This is a genomic window from Bradyrhizobium sp. USDA 4354, from assembly GCF_054060315.1.
In genome coordinates this window covers 354,253-372,386 of the sequence record NZ_JBSSDC010000001.1, presented here as the reverse complement: position 1 = coordinate 372,386, position 18,134 = coordinate 354,253, and the positions used below count along the sequence as shown (strand labels likewise).

At 64.0% G+C, this 18,134-nt stretch carries 18 protein-coding genes and 1 pseudogene; 12 read left to right on the top strand and 7 right to left on the bottom strand.

The features are described 5' to 3' along the window. Positions 1 to 16: 16 nt before the first annotated feature. Both ACVIIV_RS01795 and napE read right to left on the bottom strand, forming a co-directional pair. Complete coding sequence (locus ACVIIV_RS01795) at positions 17 to 361, bottom strand: chaperone NapD (protein ID WP_456742638.1); 345 nt, start codon at positions 359 to 361, stop codon at positions 17 to 19. Between the two features lie 27 nt (positions 362 to 388). Further along, the gene (napE, locus tag ACVIIV_RS01790) at positions 389 to 574 is read right to left on the bottom strand and encodes a periplasmic nitrate reductase, NapE protein (RefSeq protein WP_456742637.1); all 186 of its coding nucleotides are present in this window, start codon (positions 572 to 574) and stop codon (positions 389 to 391) included. Between the two features lie 267 nt (positions 575 to 841). Between napE and ACVIIV_RS01785 the strand changes: the two genes are divergently transcribed. Continuing rightward, positions 842 to 2,044, top strand: coding sequence for an LLM class flavin-dependent oxidoreductase (locus ACVIIV_RS01785; RefSeq protein WP_456742636.1), 1,203 nt, complete (start codon positions 842 to 844; stop codon positions 2,042 to 2,044). Between the two features lie 10 nt (positions 2,045 to 2,054). On the opposite strand, the gene ACVIIV_RS01780 is transcribed toward ACVIIV_RS01785, so the two are convergent. Beyond that, positions 2,055 to 2,534 carry a DUF2269 family protein gene (locus ACVIIV_RS01780; RefSeq protein WP_456742635.1) on the bottom strand — a complete coding sequence of 160 codons (480 nt, stop codon included), beginning with the start codon at positions 2,532 to 2,534 and terminating at the stop codon, positions 2,055 to 2,057. Further along, entirely contained in the window at positions 2,534 to 3,808 is a 1,275-nt protein-coding gene (locus tag ACVIIV_RS01775; protein ID WP_456742634.1) for an SDR family oxidoreductase, read from the bottom strand. The genes ACVIIV_RS01780 and ACVIIV_RS01775 overlap by 1 nt, the downstream gene beginning before the upstream one ends. A 335-nt stretch (positions 3,809 to 4,143) precedes the next feature. On the opposite strand from ACVIIV_RS01775, the gene ACVIIV_RS01770 reads away from it, so the two are divergent. Continuing rightward, positions 4,144 to 4,638, top strand: coding sequence for a septal ring lytic transglycosylase RlpA family protein (locus ACVIIV_RS01770; RefSeq protein WP_456742633.1), 495 nt, complete (start codon positions 4,144 to 4,146; stop codon positions 4,636 to 4,638). A 184-nt stretch (positions 4,639 to 4,822) separates the two neighbouring features. Here the strand turns inward: ACVIIV_RS01770 and ACVIIV_RS01765 are convergent, their stop codons facing one another. Further along, complete coding sequence (locus ACVIIV_RS01765) at positions 4,823 to 4,984, bottom strand: hypothetical protein (protein ID WP_456742632.1); 162 nt, start codon at positions 4,982 to 4,984, stop codon at positions 4,823 to 4,825. Between the two features lie 496 nt (positions 4,985 to 5,480). Between ACVIIV_RS01765 and ACVIIV_RS01760 the strand changes: the two genes are divergently transcribed. The 10 genes and pseudogenes from ACVIIV_RS01760 to ACVIIV_RS01715 all read left to right on the top strand — a co-directional run bounded on the left by ACVIIV_RS01760 (position 5,481) and on the right by ACVIIV_RS01715 (position 15,163). After that, entirely contained in the window at positions 5,481 to 6,263 is a 783-nt protein-coding gene (locus ACVIIV_RS01760; protein ID WP_456742631.1) for a helix-turn-helix transcriptional regulator, read from the top strand. Positions 6,264 to 6,461: 198 nt separating this feature from the next. Next, on the top strand, positions 6,462 to 8,222 hold the full coding sequence (locus tag ACVIIV_RS01755; protein ID WP_456742630.1) for a caspase family protein: 1,761 nt from the start codon (positions 6,462 to 6,464) through the stop codon (positions 8,220 to 8,222). Positions 8,223 to 8,784: 562 nt separating this feature from the next. Beyond that, on the top strand, positions 8,785 to 9,948 hold the full coding sequence (locus tag ACVIIV_RS01750; RefSeq protein WP_456742629.1) for a cytochrome P450: 1,164 nt from the start codon (positions 8,785 to 8,787) through the stop codon (positions 9,946 to 9,948). A gap of 428 nt (positions 9,949 to 10,376) precedes the next feature. Next, positions 10,377 to 11,330, top strand: a pseudogene (locus ACVIIV_RS01745) (aliphatic sulfonate ABC transporter substrate-binding protein). 2 nt (positions 11,331 to 11,332) lie between these two features. After that, positions 11,333 to 11,455, top strand: coding sequence for a hypothetical protein (locus ACVIIV_RS01740; RefSeq protein ID WP_456742628.1), 123 nt, complete (start codon positions 11,333 to 11,335; stop codon positions 11,453 to 11,455). Positions 11,456 to 11,464: 9 nt separating this feature from the next. After that, the gene (gene ssuD / locus ACVIIV_RS01735; RefSeq protein ID WP_456742627.1) at positions 11,465 to 12,628 is read left to right on the top strand and encodes an FMNH2-dependent alkanesulfonate monooxygenase; all 1,164 of its coding nucleotides are present in this window, start codon (positions 11,465 to 11,467) and stop codon (positions 12,626 to 12,628) included. Beyond that, positions 12,625 to 13,431 (top strand): ABC transporter permease subunit, encoded by an 807-nt coding sequence (locus ACVIIV_RS01730; RefSeq protein ID WP_456742626.1) that lies wholly within the window; start codon positions 12,625 to 12,627, stop codon positions 13,429 to 13,431. Before ssuD ends, ACVIIV_RS01730 begins: the two co-directional genes overlap by 4 nt. 20 nt (positions 13,432 to 13,451) lie before the next feature. Next, positions 13,452 to 14,303, top strand: a complete 852-nt coding sequence (locus ACVIIV_RS01725) for an ATP-binding cassette domain-containing protein (RefSeq protein ID WP_456742625.1) — start codon at positions 13,452 to 13,454, stop codon at positions 14,301 to 14,303. A gap of 33 nt (positions 14,304 to 14,336) precedes the next feature. After that, positions 14,337 to 14,918, top strand: a complete 582-nt coding sequence (locus ACVIIV_RS01720) for a flavin reductase family protein (RefSeq protein WP_456742624.1) — start codon at positions 14,337 to 14,339, stop codon at positions 14,916 to 14,918. An 89-nt stretch (positions 14,919 to 15,007) separates the two neighbouring features. Next, positions 15,008 to 15,163, top strand: a complete 156-nt coding sequence (locus ACVIIV_RS01715) for a hypothetical protein (protein WP_456742623.1) — start codon at positions 15,008 to 15,010, stop codon at positions 15,161 to 15,163. A 160-nt stretch (positions 15,164 to 15,323) separates the two neighbouring features. Here the strand turns inward: ACVIIV_RS01715 and ACVIIV_RS01710 are convergent, their stop codons facing one another. Together ACVIIV_RS01710 and flbD are read right to left on the bottom strand one after the other, a co-directional pair. Beyond that, the gene (locus ACVIIV_RS01710) at positions 15,324 to 16,472 is read right to left on the bottom strand and encodes a M20 family metallopeptidase (RefSeq protein ID WP_456742622.1); all 1,149 of its coding nucleotides are present in this window, start codon (positions 16,470 to 16,472) and stop codon (positions 15,324 to 15,326) included. A 257-nt stretch (positions 16,473 to 16,729) separates the two neighbouring features. Further along, on the bottom strand, positions 16,730 to 18,115 hold the full coding sequence (gene flbD, locus ACVIIV_RS01705) for a sigma-54-dependent transcriptional regulator FlbD (protein WP_456742621.1): 1,386 nt from the start codon (positions 18,113 to 18,115) through the stop codon (positions 16,730 to 16,732). Positions 18,116 to 18,134: the final 19 nt, after the last annotated feature.

Below are 18,134 nucleotides of genomic sequence, written 5' to 3'. Positions count from 1 at the left end.
GATGGCTCTTCCTGACTCACGCGGTTTCGATGGCGTGGAAGACCAGCGCCGCGGAATAGACGTGTTGCAGCGACTGGATGGTGTTGAGCAAGGTGCCGAGGCTGCCGGCATCGGGCGCTTCGGTGACCACGACGAGTTTTCCGCGCGCGTCACGGCCGTGAATCTCGCAGCCGGGCAGCGCCGTGATCTCGGCTTCGACCTCGGCGAGGCGCTCGGGACGCGCCTGCACGATGATGCTGGCGATCTCGGCGCCCGGCGGCGACACGATGCGGTCGGCGCTGAGCACGCGGCCGGTGATCAGTGCGCGGCGGTTGAGTGTGGTTCTGTTCAGTGTGGCTTGATTGGCTGTGGCTTGGGCCATGATGCCTGTCTTTCGCTTTTCGAATGATCAATGCGCGGAGGTTGGCGGGCCGGGAGGGCCGGTGAACATCTGATAGATCCAGACGCCGAGCCCATAGGAGCCGACCGTCCCGACCGCGAGGACGGGCATCACGACCGCGGTCAGGAACAGGAACGCAAAAATCTCCATGCGCTTACGGCGCACGCGCGACGTCGTGTCGTCAGGGGCCGACATATTCGGTCTCTTCGGGGATGAGATGGGGAATCGGGACGGCATCCGGGCCGTTGCCTTACTGCACTTCTGATCCATCCGGGCCGCCACGGCGTTGATCTGGATCAACCTATCGACTTGCGCGGATGTCGCAGCGCCGGGGGCGACCAGCCCCGCTTCGCACGCCGGGCGGCGAAATCATTCTCCCGCGCGGCGGAATTGCCACTCCGTAGACAGCTTCGCCTCACGCTTTAAGATGAGCTCAACAAGAATAAGCGGGAGAGCGACGCCATGAAGTTCGGCATCTTCTACGAGCTGCAATTGCCACGGCCCTGGGTGGCCGGCGACGAGCTCAGGCTCTACCAGAACGCGCTCTCGCAGATGGAGCTCGCCGACAAGCTCGGGTACGACCACGCCTGGGTGGTCGAGCATCACTTCCTCGAAGAATATTCCCACTCGCCTTCGCCGGAATCCTTCCTCGCCGCGGCCAGCCAGCGCACCAAGAAGATCAGGCTCGGCCACGGCATTCTCCAGCTCACCACCAATCACCCGGCGCGCGTCGCCGAGCGTGTCGCCGTGCTCGATCTGCTCAGCAACGGCCGCTGCGAATTCGGCATGGGCGAGAGCGCGTCCATCACCGAGCTGGAGCCGTTCGGCCGCGACATGGAGACCAAGAAGGAGGTGTTCGAGGAGGCGGTCGCCGCGATCTTCCCGATGTTCAGGGATGCCGGCAGCGAGTACCACGGCAAGTACTTCGACATCCCGTTGCGCAACGTCGTGCCCAAGCCGGTGCAGAAGCCGCACCCGCCGCTGTGGATGGCCTGCTCGCAGCTGCCGACCATCGAGCGCGCCGGCCGTCACGGCTTTGGCGCGCTCGGCTTTCAGTTCGTCAGCGCGGATGCTGCGCACGCCTGGGTGCACGCCTATTACAATGCCATGACCAAGCGCCTGCACAAGCTGGCCGACTATGAGATCAATCCGAACATGGCGCTGGTGTCGTTCTTCATGTGCGCGAAGACGGACGAGGAGGCGCGCGCCCGCGCCGACGGCGCCACCTTCTTCCAGTTCGCGCTGCGCTTCTACGGCGCCTCGCAGAGCCGCCAGCGTCCCGCGCCCTACACCGTCAACATGTGGGACGAGTACAACAAGTGGAAGCGCGACAATCCGCAAGCCCAGGAGGCGGCGCTGCGCGGCGGCCTGATCGGCTCGCCCGAGACCATCCGCAGGAAGCTGAAGCGCTTCCAGTCCTCGCATATCGACCAGGTGATCCTGCTCAACCAGGCCGGCAAGAACAGCCACGAGCACATCTGCGAATCGCTCGAGCTGTTCAGCCGCGAGGTGATGCCCGAGTTCCAGGACGATCCGGCGCAGGCGGCATGGAAGCAGGGGGTGATGAGCGGCGAGATCACGCTGGAAGAGATCGACACCGAAGCCTTTACGGATCGCTACGGCAAGCTCGCCATCAATGTCGCACCAGTGAGGGCGGCGGGATAGACGCGCGAACCTAGTCCCAATATGGAATGGCCGGGCGGGCGATCATCAGCCAGAAGATCATCAGCACGGCTGCGAACGCCGGAAAGCCGAAGGCGAACCACCATCGGAAGAGATGGTGATACCGGGCAGGCAGCTTGGTGTTGCTCGCAACCGCTGCGACGGCGAGATCGCGCATCTGCTTCTGCATCCACACCACAGGCAGCCAGAAGGCGCCGGTCACCAGATAGAGTGCGATGGACGCCGCAACCCAGCCGTCGCCAAGGGAATACCCACTCGACCAGGCGAGCCATGTGCCGGTGATCGGCTGCAGGATCACGGCACTCGCCGTGAACAGGAAGTCGGCCAGCACCACCGTCCGCGCGACTCCCGCGATCTCGCGCGGGTCGCCGCGCAGATGCGCCGCCAGCATGAAAAAAGCGATGCCGGCACCGGTGCCGAGCAGGACTGCAGCACCGACGATGTGCACCATCTTGACCAGGAAATAGAGCATCAGCGATCTTCCCGGATCGCCATGGCAACCAGATTGAGCATGATGACCGGCCAGATCTTCAGCATCGGTCCCAGCGGATCGGCCCACAGGCGGGGAACCAGCGCCGTGCCGATCACGGCATAGGTGAGCGAGATAATCAGTGCTGCCCACAGCCCGTAGCGGCTCAGAGGCCGCCAGAGGATGGCGAGGCCGATGACGATGTCTGCGAGCGCGCCGGCGGTGACGGTGAGCGCCGCGACGTTCTCTTGCAACCCGCCTTCCCGCAGCAACGACATGCCAATGTTCCAGCCTGCGCTCAGCGAGATGATGCCTGTGGCGATCCAGAACGTGCCGAAGACGCCGAAGATCAGCGGCTTGAGCGCATACAGCGGCGCAAACCAGCGTTCCTGCACCGAGGCGGGCTCACGTGCGAGCGCGACCTCGAGAGCGCGCGGCCTCATGCCGGTCACTTGACGCCAGGGCTCAGGGTCGCCGGTCGCGCCGCGCCGCATCTCGGCCTGTGCCGTCGAGTTGACGGGCGTTCTCCAGCCCAGCATCTGCGCAGCGTCGCCGACGCGATAAGCGGCTGAAGCCACCCAGGACGGCAGGTGCAGGCGGTAAGCAGCCCGCCAGCGCAGCCAGGAGCGAAACAGCGCGACCGCGTCGCTGAAGGCGATCCGCTTTGGACCGGCCAGATCAAGCGCGACGCGGGAGGGAGCACCCGGTCGCAGGAAGAACACCACTGTCTCAACCACGTCGTCGAGATGCACGGGTTGAATAGCCGCCGTGTCGGGCATGACGGGTAGGATCGGGAGTGACGCCAGACCTCGCAACAGCGCGCTGCCGCCATAGGCGGGCCGGCCCACCACGACGGAAGGCCGCAGCACGACCCAGTCGAGGTCACGCGCCATCAAGACAGCTTCGCCGTCCCGCTTGCTGCGCGAAAAATCGGTGCGGGCATCGCGATCGATGCCGATCGCCGAGAACAGGATGACACGGCGGACGCCCATGCTTTCACAGGCCGCATAAAGCGCCGCGCTGCCGGCGACATGAACGCCTTGCATGTCCTGTCCCTGCAGGGCACCCGCCGCATTGATGACGGCATCGGCGCCTGCAAGAAGGCTCTTCCATTTCGAAGCGTCGGTGGTCCGAGCAATATCGAGGGTGACGTGATGTCTATCGGGTGACGTCACCGGATGACGCGAGACCAATACGCATTCATGCCCTTCGGCGGACAGCCTCGCATGGATTGCCGATCCGATAAGCCCCGTACCTCCAACGAGAAGGATGCGCATGGATTGCTTCTTCGATCTGTCGGCCAGGATGGCGCAAACGGCTGATCAAACTCCGAAGATCTGGAGAATAAAGCGGGTGCGATGCCGATCGTTCCTCGCGGCGGAACCTGGAAGTTCGCGAAGGCCGCTCAGTCATGTTGCTGACGCATTCTCTGTCTTAGTCGGTGACAACTTAAAACACTACGTGGGAACCACCCTGGTTCACACGACGGTTCCATAGCCAAGGGGTTGGCTCGAATCCGCAAAACATCGGCGCAAGCCTCATGAACGCTCTCGCGTTCGCTTGCCCTGTTTGCGGGTGCCGGGAACCGGACGACGAAAAAATCACAGGAGTTATGATGCTGTTCCGCTCGAGCGCCGCACTTTGCGGCGCCCTGGTTGCGCTTGCCGTGTCTGTTACCGTTGCTAGATGTGAAACGCGCGGGGTCTACTCAAACGCCGTCGTCGATGCCGCCTCCGGGGATGCGGTCGTCGGCGCTGCATCCATGTACAATCCATTCAAGCCCGGCAAGGAGGAGGGAGGTCCGCGCACAGCATCCGGCGAGCGTTATGATCCCTCTGCCTGGACGGCGGCCATCAAGACGGGTCTGCGTCGGAAATTCGGTGGGGTCCAATTCGGTGTGAGACCGAAGTTTGCCCTCGTTGAGGCCGCAGGCAAGAAGGTCATCGTCAAGATCAATGACGTGGGGCCACTCAGGCCCGGCCGCATCATCGACTTTAACGAGCGCACGATGCGCCATTTCGATCCCAGCCTGGAGCGCGGAGTCATCAAGGACGTAAGAGTCAGCCCGCTTTCAGGGGACGATTGGACACTGGGACCGGTGGGCTGAACATCCCGCGCGGAAGAGGTCGTGCAAGTCTTGGACGAATTGACAAGTCCTGGACGAATTGACCGCCTCAGCCGGGACGGCTTCTGACCCGCAACGGATATGGCAGACTTAGAAGGCTGGACGCGGGCTCAAGTCCGGAGCTTTGTCCGCTCGGACAATCGTATCACGGACTGACGCGGTCGCCCTAACTGCTGCCGTGCTGGTCTTGATCGTAGGACTGCAGGATCCGGACGAAATCAGCCATGCTGGATCGATCCCGGTTTTCGGCAACAGCCGCAAGCTGAGTATCGGATGCGGACTGGCTTCCTTGCCAGAACCGCATGAGGAGATCGGCGATGTTTCTCATGGCGTGTTCTCTGCGGCCAGGTGTGGCAGTAGACACCAACTGAGCGGCAACGCGCCGCTAAAGCATGATCCGGACCCGAAGTGCCGCGTTAGCGCAAAGTGCGAAGCGGTTTTCCGGAAAGACCATGCGTAAACGACGACCTTAAGGTCGAGAAAAGCCGGCGGGCGTTACGCCGCCGACCTTGCTCCGCAACTGCCGGCTCGCGGGACCGGTTCCGTTGCTCTCACTCCGGATTTGTTGGTAGCACCAGCATTCGGTTGCCGCCATTGCGCACGGGTATGAAGGGGGCATACCTAGGTAGACTTGGACTGGTGAAGCGGAATCCGTCGAGCAGGTATCGACGTCCGTGGATGCCCCGTGGCAGTCCTGGCGCGTCTGGACGTCAATTCCCCCGGGGTGTGATTGCGGCCCGTGTCCGCAGACGCTGGCCTCTCTGCCTTTCGCGGAAATCGCCTTGCTGCTATCCTCCCGCAAACAATGTCTTGCGGAGGAAACGATGCGGTCTCAGGCGGTGCCCACAAATCCGTCGGCGGGCGATGTTACGTCCGCGGTGCTCGCCATCGGCCGCTCCGATTTCCGCAAAGTCCTGATCGACACGCTGCGCCGGCAGGCCGATGTCGGACATTGCATGGTGTTCGCGCTGAGCCGGGCCGGTGCCGCGCGCTGTCTGCTCGATGCCGGCAACATTCCGATCGGCGGCGATCTCGGCGCGGCCTATGCCGGCCAGTTCCACGAATCCGATCCCAACCGCGACGCGATGTTCGAAGGCGAGGGCGGGGCGCCGATCATGCTGCCGGCGTTCGCGCCGCGCATGTACGGCGCACGTTACCGCAAGATCTTCTTCCAGGATTCCGGCATCGTCGACAAATGCGCGACCGCGATCTGGACCGGCGACACCTGCTTCTACGTCAACTTTTATCGCATCGCCGCGCAGGGCCGCTTCAGTGCCGTGCAGCGTGAGCGGCTTGAGGCAATCGCACCGGCGATCGCGGCAAGTGTCGCGCGGCATTTCCAGGAGAATGCAACGCCGGACCAGTCCCTCGCTGCCTTGTTCGCCACCCGCCGGCCGCTCGCCGCGCTGACGCCGCGCGAGCAGGAGGTCTGCCGCCGCATCCTCGCAGGCTTCAGCTCCGAGGCGATCTCACAAGCGCTCGGCATCAGCCTGCATTCGACGCTGACCTACCGCAAGCGCGCTTATGAGCGGCTCGGCATCTCCTCGCAGGGCGAGCTGTTTGCGATCGTGCTGCGCCTGCTCGCCGGCTCGCGCGGTGTGAATTAAGGGTGCTCTTACGTCGCGATGTCTGCTCCGAAAAGCTAGACGGCTGCGTTGCGTAGCCTTGGAAGACTCTTCCCAAGAACTAGCTGTTACCTGACCAGCCGATGGTAGGTCCTCATCCCAGGTCGAGTGACGGCGATCACAGAGCCGTTGCAACTTTAAAGACATGTAGGTAGTCTTCGAAGCAGCCTGAGGCTGGCAATGGCTCTATTTCGAAGAATCTTATTGGCTTTATGGATTGTTGGACTAGGGGCGGGATCCGCGTTTGCCGAGAAGCGCGTGGCCCTTGTCATCGGCAACTCGGCTTATGAAAAGGTCGCGCGGCTCGGCAATCCCTCCAGCGATGCAGCGCTCGTGGCTGACACCTTGAAGGCTGCCGGCTTCGATCTTGTCGAGCTGCGCCTTGACCTGAAGGTAGCCGATATGAGGCGGGCCCTGCGCGATTTCATCGAACAGTCCCGCGATGCCGAGGTTGCGGTCGTCTACTATGCCGGTCATGGCATCGAGGTTGATGGGGTCAACTATCTCGTCCCGATCGATGCCGTCCTCGAACGCGACACCGACATCTATGACGAGGCATTGTCGCTCGATCGGGTGTTGGTAGCCATTGAGCCTGCGAAAAAGTTGCGGCTGGTGGTTCTTGACGCGTGCCGTGACAGCCCGTTCTCGAAGGCGATGAAGCGGACACTTGCCTCCAGGGCGATTGGACGCGGCCTCGCAAAGGTGGAACCAGCAAACCCGAACACCCTGATTGCCTTCGCATCAAAGGCAGGTTCAACGGCGTTGGACGGTGACGGCAAGAATAGTCCGTTCACGGCGGCGATGGTTCACCACGTGACCAGGCCCGGTCTGGATCTTCGAAAGGCTTTTGGTTACGTCCGCGACGAAGTCTTGAAGTCTACCGCCAACAGGCAAGAGCCATATCTCTACGGCTCGCTTGGAGGCGATGATCTGTCGCTTGTCCCGGCAGCGCCGTCCGCGACGGGACCGCAGGGCGATCCTCAGACGGCTATCCGGAGAGACTACGAGCTGGCGCTGCAACTCGGGACGCGCGACGGCTGGGAAGCTTTTCTGTCTCAATATCCGGATGGCTTCTACGCCAACCTTGCAAGGGCACACGAGAAGAAGATCGCTGCAGAGGAGGCGCGGGCAGCTGCAGCCGAAAAGGCGAGGCTTGCGGAGCAGGAGAGGGCTCGACTCGCCGCGGAAGGTGCAAGACAGTTCGAGATTGAAAAAGCAGCCGCGGCCGCCAAGGCTGCTGAAGAGGCCCGCATCGCTGCCGAGAAGGTCAAGCAAATCGAACAAGACAAGGCTGCTGCCGCTGAGCGAGCTCGTCTGGCAGCCCAGGAGAAGGCAGCCCAGGAGCAGGCACTTCGAGACAAGGCCTTGCGAGACAAGAACCAGCAGGTCGCTGCTCTACCACCTTCCGTCGAGGCGGAGCAGATGAATGTGGATACAGCTCGCGCGCTGCAAGCCGAGCTGCGCCGTGTCGGGTGCAATGTGGGCGTTGTAGACGGCGTTTGGGATGAGCCCTCTCGGAAAGCCCTCGACCTCTTCAACAAGCACGCTGGCATGAAACTGAATGTGAGCGTCGCCACGACCGACGCTCTGGACGCTGTCAAGAACAAGAGCGGGCGAATATGTCCGCTGATTTGCGAGAACGGTTACCGCGCAGAGGGGGACCGCTGCACGAAAATCACCTGCCGCAAGGGTTATGTCCTGAACGAAGAGAACGAGTGCGAGAAGAAGGGAGCATCGCCTGTGGCAAAGAGCAAGCCAGAGGTGCCGCAGCGCGAAGCAAGACCTTCTTCGTCCTCCGCCGTCGCTCGTGCGGATGCGGCTCTATCTAACGGCACCTACCAGAAATGCATGGGCCCGATCACGGGATGTTATGCAAGAGCTATTCAGCAGATGGATCCGGAAAGAGCCAAGATCTGGTGCAGTCGGCGGCCGACGTGCTGAATCGCCAAGGCAGACGAAGAAGCAACGAGAGTTGCTTGTGGTTACGCTGTTGTCGCGGCAGTCGCGTTTCGAACTCGCTTCAGCTTGACAGATCGAGGGAGCAGAAAATGTCGAGGATTCTTGCAGTTGCTTTAATCGTTATGTCTCCGCTGGTGCTTGCGGTCGAGGCGAGGTCCCAGGGGCACAGTCCAGCAGCCAAAATGAGTTCCGACAACGGACAATGTCCCACCGGGAGTTGCGCCATGGACGGATCGGCTTTCGCAAAACACCGAAAATATTGTTCGCCAGCCAACTGCCTGAACAACCGCTTCAACAAGAAGCAGACGCAGAGGTAGAATTTGAATCGTGTTCGGCGCATCATCCGGCGCTGCGACCCTGCGATCTAAGGAGCTGTACCGCAGGCATATTCGAACGTCGCCTCGTGACCCTCAGTGAACATGATGCATCGTCGACGTCTGCTGCTGTAGTTGTGCGGACCACGTCTGTCCCTATGACTGGGGACAGACGCCGGCACCGGCGGTCGCTAGTCTGGCCTCGACGACACGAGAAAAGAGAGGCCGCCTTGAGCACCGCGCCGCATATCGACATCGACCCTGATACATTCTGGACCGATCCCTATCCGATGCTCGCGAAGATGCGGAAAGAGGCGCCGATCGCGTTCGTGCCGCAGCTCGGCTCGACGCTGCTGACGAGCCGCGACGACATCTCGATCTCCGAGAAGCAGATTGACGTGTTCTCCTCGCACCAGCCCGCCGGCCTGATGAACCGGCTGATGGGCCACAACATGATGCGCAAGGACGGCGAGGCGCACCAGGTCGAGCGCCGCGCGATGTTCCCGACGGTCTCGCCGAAGACGGTGAAGGCGCATTGGACCGCGCTGTTCCAGGGCCATGCCGACCGCATTCTCGATTCGATCGAGCCGGGGCGCATCGACTTCATGCGCGACTTCGCGCTGCCGTTCTCCGGCGAATGCCTGAAGTCGATCACGGGCCTCGCCAACATCGGCTTCGAGGACATGGACGCGTGGTCGCAGGGCATGATCGAGGGCATCGCGAACTATGCCGGCGATCCCGCGGTCGAGGCGCGCTGCCACGCCGCGACGTCAGGCATCGATGCCGCGATCGACGACATCCTGCCGGCGATGCGCAAGAATCCGGACCAGAGCATCCTCGGCGTGCTGCTCGCCTCCGGCATGCCGATGGAGAGCGTGCGCGCCAACGTCAAGCTCGCGATCTCGGGCGGCCAGAACGAGCCGCGCAAGGCGATCGCCGGCACGGTCTGGGCGCTGCTCACCCATCCCGACCAGCTCGATCTGGTCCTGCGCGGTGAAGTGTCCTGGCTCCAGGCCTTCGAGGAATATGCCCGCTGGATCTCGCCGATCGGCATGTCGCCGCGGCGGATCGCAAAACCCTGGAGCATCCGCGATGTGTCGTTCGAGCTCGACGAGCGCGTGTTCCTCATGTTCGGCTCCGCCAACCGCGACGAGAAGCACTTCGAGCGCGCCGACCAGTTCGACGTGCGACGCGACACCACCAAGAGCGTCGCCTTCGGCGCCGGCCCGCATTTCTGCGCCGGCGCCTTCGCTTCGCGCGCCATGATCGCCGACGTGGCGCTGCCGACCGTGTTTGCCCGCGCGAGGCGCATCGAGATCGCCGACGACGAGCCGGTGCGGATCGGTGGCTGGGCGTTCCGCGGGCTGCAGAATCTGCCGGTGAAGTGGCATTAGGCTGGGTGATGCCTGCGTGCACCTAAGGGATTGTGGCACGCGTCCCGTCATACGTTCGGTGTCATCGCCCGGCTTGACCACTCCGCGATGACGCCATTCTGCCCCTGTTTTGCCCGACGAGTCAAACCAACTTCGGATAATGCGTAAGTCATTGTTTTCGCACGCCCTGGCTACTGTGCATGGGGTTGTTTTGCGACTTTTCATGTTCCGGTCGTCTCGGCTCGGACGGAATCTGCGCGGCTCTCACATTCGCGTGCGGAAAAATTCTGTCTGCATGGTCGCGGCCGCTTGAAATATTAATCATGCACTCCGCCACAGGCGCAGTGCTCGCATCGCTATTTTTCCGCACGTCTCGACACCTCCGCTGAGCCGCACCATCATTCCCGAACGCAGACGAAGTGACGGCCGCATGCGGCCGGGAGTGTGGAATGCAGCGTCGGGACTTTCTGAAACTGTCGATTGGAACAGCGGCCGCCGTTGCCTTCGGCTCGCCCGCGATCGCGCAAGGCGCGGTGAAGGAAATTCGTATCGGCTACCAGAAGACCGGCGTGCGGGTCATCACGCGCCAGCAGCAGGCCGCTCTGGAAAGCATTTCGCAGCCTTAGGCATCGAGGTGAAATGGATCGAGTTCTCGTCGGGGCCTCCGATGATGGAGGCGATGAACGTCGGCAGCGTCGATTTCGGCGCGGTCGGCGATTCCCCGCCGGTGTTCGCGCAAGCCGCCGGCGCCGCGATCGTCTACGCCGCCGGCCAGCCCATCACCAACGGCCAGGGCATCCTGGTGCCCAGGGATTCGCCGATCCGCGACATCGCCGACCTGAAGGGTAAGCGCATCGGCTTCACCAAGGGCTCCAGCGCCCACAACATCGTGGTGCAGGCGCTGGAGAAGGCCGGTCTCACCTATGCCGACATCACCCCGGTTTACCTGACGCCGCCCGGATGCCGGTCCCGCCTTCGCCAATGGCAGCATCGAGGCCTGGGCGATCTGGGATCCGTATTTTGCGATCGGCGAGGCCAAGCAGAACGGCCGCATCCTGATCAATTCGCGTGAAGTCACCAAGACCAATTCCTTCTACATCGCCAATCGCGAGTTCGCGAAGAATCATGGCGCGATCCTGCAACAGATCGTCGATGTGACCACCGCAGCGGGCAAATGGGCCGAGCAGCACCGCGACGAGGTCGCCAGATCGCTCGCCGCCATCACCGGCGTCCCGCTGGACATCCAGACCGTTGCCGCCAATCGGGCGAACTTCGTGGTCGGCCCCGTCACCGACGAGATCGTCGCGACCCAGCAGGGCGTCGCCGACCGCTTCTACAAGCTCGGCCTGATTCCCAAGCCGATTGTCATCCGCGACATCGTCTGGCGCAACCCGGCAGCCTGATCGTGCCGACCAGCCTTCCCATCCAAAAAGGTCTGAACATGAAGCGTATCGTTCAACGCGTGATCGCAGCCATCGTCATGTCGATCGGCATCGTCGCAGCCGCCGTTGGCACGACTTACGGCTAGGGCACATCCATGAGCCAATCCAAAAGCAACATCCTCTGGTTCCTGCCGACGCACGGTGACGGTCGCTATCTCGGCACCGGCATCGGCGGCCGCGAGGTCAATTTCAACTATCTGCGCCAGATCGCGCAGGCGGCCGACCAGCTCGGCTATTTCGGCGTGCTGCTGCCGACCGGGCGCTCCTGCGAGGATTCATGGATCGTCGCGTCCAGCGTGGCGCCGTTCACCGAGCGGCTGCGTTACCTGGTGGCGGTGCGTCCCGGTCTGCAATCGCCGAGTGTGGCGGCGCGCATGACCGCGACGCTCGATCGCGTCACAAACGGCCGGCTGCTCGTCAACGTCGTCACCGGCGGCGATCCCGTCGAGAACAAGGGCGACGGCATCTTCCTCGCTCATGACGAGCGCTACGAGGTCACCCGCGAGTTCCTGGGCGTCTACAGCGATCTGCTCGCCGGCAAGACGGTGAATGTCGAGGGCAAGCACATCCGCATCGAGGGCGGCAAGCTCCTGTTTCCGCCGGTTCAGTCGCCGCGGCCGCCGCTCTATTTCGGTGGCTCCTCCGATGCCGGCATCGATGTCGCCGTCGACACAGTCGACAAATATCTCACCTGGGGCGAGCCGCCGGCGCTGGTCGCCGAGAAGATCGCGAAGGTGAGGGAGGTCGCCGCCGCGCGCGGCAGAAAACTCTCCTTCGGTATCCGTCTTCACGTGATCGTCCGGGAGACCAATGAGGAAGCCTGGCGCGCTGCGAACGAGCTGATCAAGCATGTCAGCGACGACACCATCGCGCTGGCGCAGAAAAACTTTGCCCGTATGGACTCCGTCGGCCAGCAGCGCATGGCGCAGCTCCACGGCGGCAAGCGCGACAAGCTCGAGATCGCCCCGAACCTGTGGGCCGGCGTCGGCCTCGTCCGCGGCGGCGCCGGCACGGCGCTGGTTGGCGACGCCGAGACCGTCGCAGCCCGCATCAAGGAGTATCAGGACCTCGGCATCGATACCTTCATCATGTCGGGGTACCCGCATCTGGAGGAAGCCTATCGCTTCGCCGAGCTGATGTTCCCGCTGCTCGCGCTGGAGCAGCCGAGCAACGTGACGAAGCTGCATTTCAACGGCGGTCCCTTCGGCGAGACGGTCGGCAGCGATTTCCGTCCGCAGCACCGGGTGTCGCAATCATGAGCCTGATCGACAGCATTTCGCTTCCGCGCAGCATCCGCCTGCCGCGGGTCGACGGCCTGGTCCAGTGGATCGTGCCGCTCGCCATCATCGCGATCTGGCAGGTCGCCTGCGTCACCGGCTTCGTGCCGACGCGGGTGCTACCGGCACCGAGCGATGTTGCGCTGGCCGGCTGGAAGCTGCTGCTCTCCGGCGAGCTCGTCCGCAATATCTGGGTCTCGTTCTGGCGCGCCTCGATCGGCTTTCTGATCGGCGGCAGCATCGGCTTCGCCTTCGGGCTCGCCAACGGCCTGTCGCAGCTCTCGGCAAAGCTCACCGACACCACGCTGCAGATGGTGCGCAACGTGCCCCATCTGGCGCTGATCCCGCTGGTCATCCTCTGGTTCGGCATCGACGAGAGCGCAAAGCTGTTCCTTGTGGCGCTCGGCGTGTTCTTCCCGATCTACCTCAACACGCTGCACGGCATCCGCACCGTCGATCCGCAGCTGATCGAGATGGGCCGCATCTACGGCATGACCGACGGCGAACTGTTCCGCCGCGTGATCTTTCCCGGCGCGCTGCCGTCGATCTTCGTCGGCATTCGCTTCGCGCTCGGCATCATGTGGCTGACGCTGATCGTCGCCGAGACCATCGCGGCGTCATCGGGCCTCGGCTACATGGCGATGCAGGCGCGCGAGTTCATGCTGATCGACGTCGTCGTGCTCTCGATCCTGATCTACGCGCTGCTCGGCAAGCTCGCCGACAGTGCCTCCCGCGTGCTGGAGCGCTTGACGCTCTCCTGGCACCCCGCCTTCCAGAAACGTTGAGCAGAAATACTGGGAATCACATGCAGACAGCGCTTCGTACCTCCCTTCCCGAGACCGAGCTCGCCAGCCGCGCCAATTTCGCGCCACACGCCCGCGTGGTGCGCGAGGAGCGGCTGGTTCAGGCCAGCGGCCTGCCGCTCAGCATCCGGGGCTTGCGCAAATCCTTCGGCGACAACGAGGTGCTGCGCGGTATCGATCTGCACATCCCCGCCGGCCAGTTCGTCGCGATCGTCGGCAAGAGCGGCTGCGGCAAGAGCACGCTGCTGCGCCTGATCGCCGGCCTGGAGAAGATCGACGCCGGCAGCATCAGCTTCGGCCAGGACATTCAGCCAAAAGACATCCAGCCCGAAGACATCCGCGTCATGTTCCAGGAGCCGCGGCTGTTGCCCTGGGCGCGTGTGCTCGCCAATGTCGAGGTCGGTCTTGGCCGTGATCGTGCCTCCACCGATGCGCATGCGCGCGCGGAGAAGGCGCTGACCGAAGTCGGCCTCGCCGACAAGCGCGACCAGTGGCCTTCGGTGCTGTCGGGCGGCCAGAAGCAGCGCGTCGCGCTCGGCCGCGCTCTGGTCTCCCGCCCGCGCGTGCTCGCCTTCGACGAGCCGCTCGGCGCGCTGGACGCGCTGACCCGCATCTCGATGCAGCGCCTCTTGGAGCGGGTCTGGCGCGACCAGGGCTTTACCGCAATCCTTGTGACCCACGATGTCGCCGAAGCCGTCGCCCTGGCGGACCGGGTGCTGGTGATCGAGGACGGCCGCATCGCCCACGACGTCACGGTCAACGCGGCCCGGCCGCGCCAGCGCGGCTCGGCCGAGCTTGCCGGCCTCGAAGGCTCGATTCTGAGCCACCTGTTGTCGGCGGACGATCGTACCTAAATACAGGGAACCCCGCTTTCGGGGAGCAACGCCATGAATGTAGTGCCCCGCGATCTCATGACTGAAATCCCCGTCTCGTCCGCCGATTTCCGCGGCGCCATGCGCCATCTCACCGGCGGCGTCAGCGTCATCACCGCCGGGCGGGGCAAGGACATCACCGGCATGACGGTGACCTCGGTGGCCTCGCTGTCGGTCGAGCCGCCGACGCTGCTGGTCAGCATCAACCGTGACGCCTCGTCGTTTCCGCTGATCCGCCGCCACGGCGCTTTTGGCGTGAACATCCTCAATGCCGACCAGCTTGAGGTCGCCGAACGCTTTGCCGGCAAGGGCGGGCTGAAGGGTGCGGATCGCTTTGCAGGAAGCCAGTGGGTGACGGCAGTCTCGGGTGTTCCGCTGCTGGTCGGCGCGCTCTCGGCCTTCGATTGCGAGGTCGAGGAGATCGTCGAGCGCCACTCGCACGGCATCGTCGTCGGCCGTGTCAGGGACATCAGGAGCTCGACCCGCACCGCCGCGCTCGCCTATTGGCACGGCCAGTACGTGGCGGTCGACCAGGACGAAGACGCGGCAAGACTCGCCGATGTCAGCCTTCCCGCGCGCGGCCGGCGCGGCATTTGATCTGCGCCGGCACGCGCCAGGCTGGCCTTTTCGGCCTCATCGCTCTAGAAGCGCCCTGAGCTGTCCCGCCAGACGCATGGAGCGGAACGATGAAGCGCGTGGCTACCTGGGTCTTCTACGCCATCGGTGCGCTCGCGATCGCCTATCTCGCGCTCTACGCCTATGCGATGTTCACCGGCTCTCCGATCGTGCCGGGCGACCCCATCCACATCTTCCGCAAGCCCGACGCGCCGAGTTATTCATAGAGCTTTCGTAGGGTGGGTTAGCCCTGCGGTTGCGCGAAGCGCAGACCGCTGGGCGTAACCCACCATGCTTCAGCGAACGCCGGACGAAGTTGGTGGGTTACGCCGAGCAGATGCGCTTCGCGCATCTGCAGGGCTAACCCACCCTACGATCTCTCTGAACTCACCCCCTCAAAATCGCCAGCGCCAGCGCCTGCGCGCGCGGCACGATGCTGTCGATCTCCAGATATTCCTCCGGCGTGTGCGCGAGCCCACCGACCGGGCCGAGGCCGCAAATGGTCGGCGTGCCGACCGCGGCGGTGAAGCCGGAATCGGCGCAGCCGCCGGAGAACTCGCCCTGCAGCGTGGTGAGGCCCACCTGCCTTGCGGCCGCCTGATAGCCTTCGAACAGCGCCTTCGACTCCGCGCTCTGCACCACCGGCACGAACTCGCCCTTGATGGTGAGCGTCGCACTGGTGCCCGGCACGTAAGGCGTCGCGACGATCTTTTCGATCGCACCCATGATCCGCGTGCGATCGGCCGGATCGACATAGCGCAGGTCGATCTGCCCCTCCGCGTAGGGCGCCGTCGTGTTGACGGACTGCCCGCCCGAGACCAGGCCGACATTGAGCGTGATGCCCTTGTCGAGATCGGTGAGCGCGTGGATCTGGACGATCTTGTGAGCGAGCTCGCCAATGGCGCTCACCCCGGCGGCGAAGTTGGCGCCGGAATGCGCGGCCTTGCCGGTGATGGCCATGTGCATGAAGATGCCGCCCTTGCGCCCGGTGACGACGTTGCCCGTGGGCCGGCCCGGCTCGGAATTGAACACCACGCGGGCCGCGCGTCCCTCGCGCTCGATCACCGGGCGCGAGGAGGGCGAGCCGATCTCCTCGTCGGAGGTGATCAGCACCTTGATCGGATGCGGCGAGCCGCCGAATTTGTGAAAGGCCGTCGCCACGAACACGTTCATGACGAGCCCGGACTTCATGTCGGCAACACCCGGTCCATAGGCGCGGCCATCTCGAACTGTGAATGGACGCCGTCCGGCCTCACCCTTGCCGAATACGGTGTCGCGATGTCCCATCAACAGCACCGGCTTCTCGTTGCTGCCGGGCTTTGCCACCTCGGCATGGATCGCATCGCCGAAGGTGGCGTTAGCCTCGCGCCGAAACGGAATGCCGTGCTCGGCAAAGTGCCGCTCGAATCGCGCACCGACCGCATCGACGCCTTCCTTGTCGTAGGATCCGGAATCGATGTTCACGACGTCGCGGAGCAGATCGATCATCGCCTGCTTCTGCGACACCAGCCAGTCCATGATTTGAGCTTCAGACATGTTCACCCTCGGTGTGGTTCTCGGGCGGGTTATAGGGCCTGGCGCGCGGATGGCCTAGTCGCGTGGCGCGCTCCCGTTATGCGAGGAGCGCTCTCTCCGCCGTCATTGCGAGCGCAGCGAAGCAATCCAGTCTGTCACCGCGGAGGGATTCTGGATTGCTTCGCTGCGCTCGCAATGACGAGGATTGGCCGCCTGCATTCAAACAAGATGCCCAGGCCTGAGCCTGGGCATCTGCATTCTCGACCGTCGTGGAGCCCTCACGCCCCCACCATCGGCATCCGCGGATATTCTCCGGGCGTGCCCGCGGGCGGGATCGGGATGCCGCCGTCGGCGTATTCGTTGAGCTTGTTGCGCAGCGTGCGGATCGAGATGCCGAGGATGTTGGCGGCATGGGTGCGGTTGCCGAGGCAGTGCTTCAGCGTCTCCAGGATGAGGTCGCGTTCGACATCGGCCACGGTGCGCCCCACGAGGGCGCGCGTCACCTGCTCGGCGGCCATGGTGGCATGCGCCACGGCCGGCGCGGTCTTGGCAAGATCGAGGCGGTCGCCGTCCGGCGTAATGATGGCGTCGGGACCGATCTCGTCGCCCTGCGCCATCAGCACCGCGCGATGCATGGTGTTTTCGAGCTCGCGAACGTTGCCCTGCCAGCGGTTGGCGGAGAGCACGCGACGGGCTTCCGCCGAGATCGGGCGCAGCGGCACGCCGTTGGCCTCGGCGTATTTCTTCACGAAGTGCTGGGCGAGCTCGAGGATGTCGGCGGGACGTTCGCGAAGCGGCGGGATCTTCAAATTGACGACGTTGAGGCGGAACAGCAAGTCCTCGCGGAACGTGCCTTCGCGCACGGCCTCGGCCAGGTTGCGGTTCGAGGTCGCGATGATGCGGATGTCGACCGGCACCGGCCTGGTGCCGCCGACGCGGTCGATCACGCGCTCCTGGATGGCGCGCAGGAGCTTGGATTGGAGGCGGACGTCCATCTCCGAGATTTCGTCGAGCAGCAGCGTACCGCCGGTCGCTTCCTCGAACTTGCCGATGCGGCGCGCCACCGCACCGGTGAAGGCGCCCTTCTCGTGGCCGAACAGTTCGGACTCCAGGAGATGCTCGGGGATCGCGGCGCAATTGATCGAGATGAAAGGACGCTTGGCGCGGGCCGAGCGGGAGTGAACGTAGCGGGCCAGCACTTCCTTGCCCGTGCCGGATTCGCCGGTGATCATCACCGAGGCGTCCGAGCCCGCGATCTGCTGGGCGAGCTTGATCACCTTTGCCATGGCGTCGTCGCGATAGACCAGCTCGCGGGAATCGTTGGCGACGGCGGCCAGCACCGCGGCGATCAGCTCCGGATCCGGCGGCAGCGGGATGTATTCCTTGGCCCCCGCATGGATCGCGGCGACGGCGGCGCGGGCGTCGTTGGTGATGCCGCAGGCGACGATCGGGGCGTGGATGTGCTCGGCTTCCAACCGCAGCACGAGGTCGCGGATGTCGAGCGCGACGTCGACCAGCAGCAGGTCGGCGCCCTTGCCGCCGCGCAGCACGCGCATCGCCTGCTCGTGATCCTCGGCATGGGTCACGGTGGCGCCGTTCTCCATCGCGATCTTGGTGGCGGTGGTGAGCTGGCCCTTCAATGTGCCAACGATGAGAAGCCGCATGTCAGTCTCCTGTCCGTCT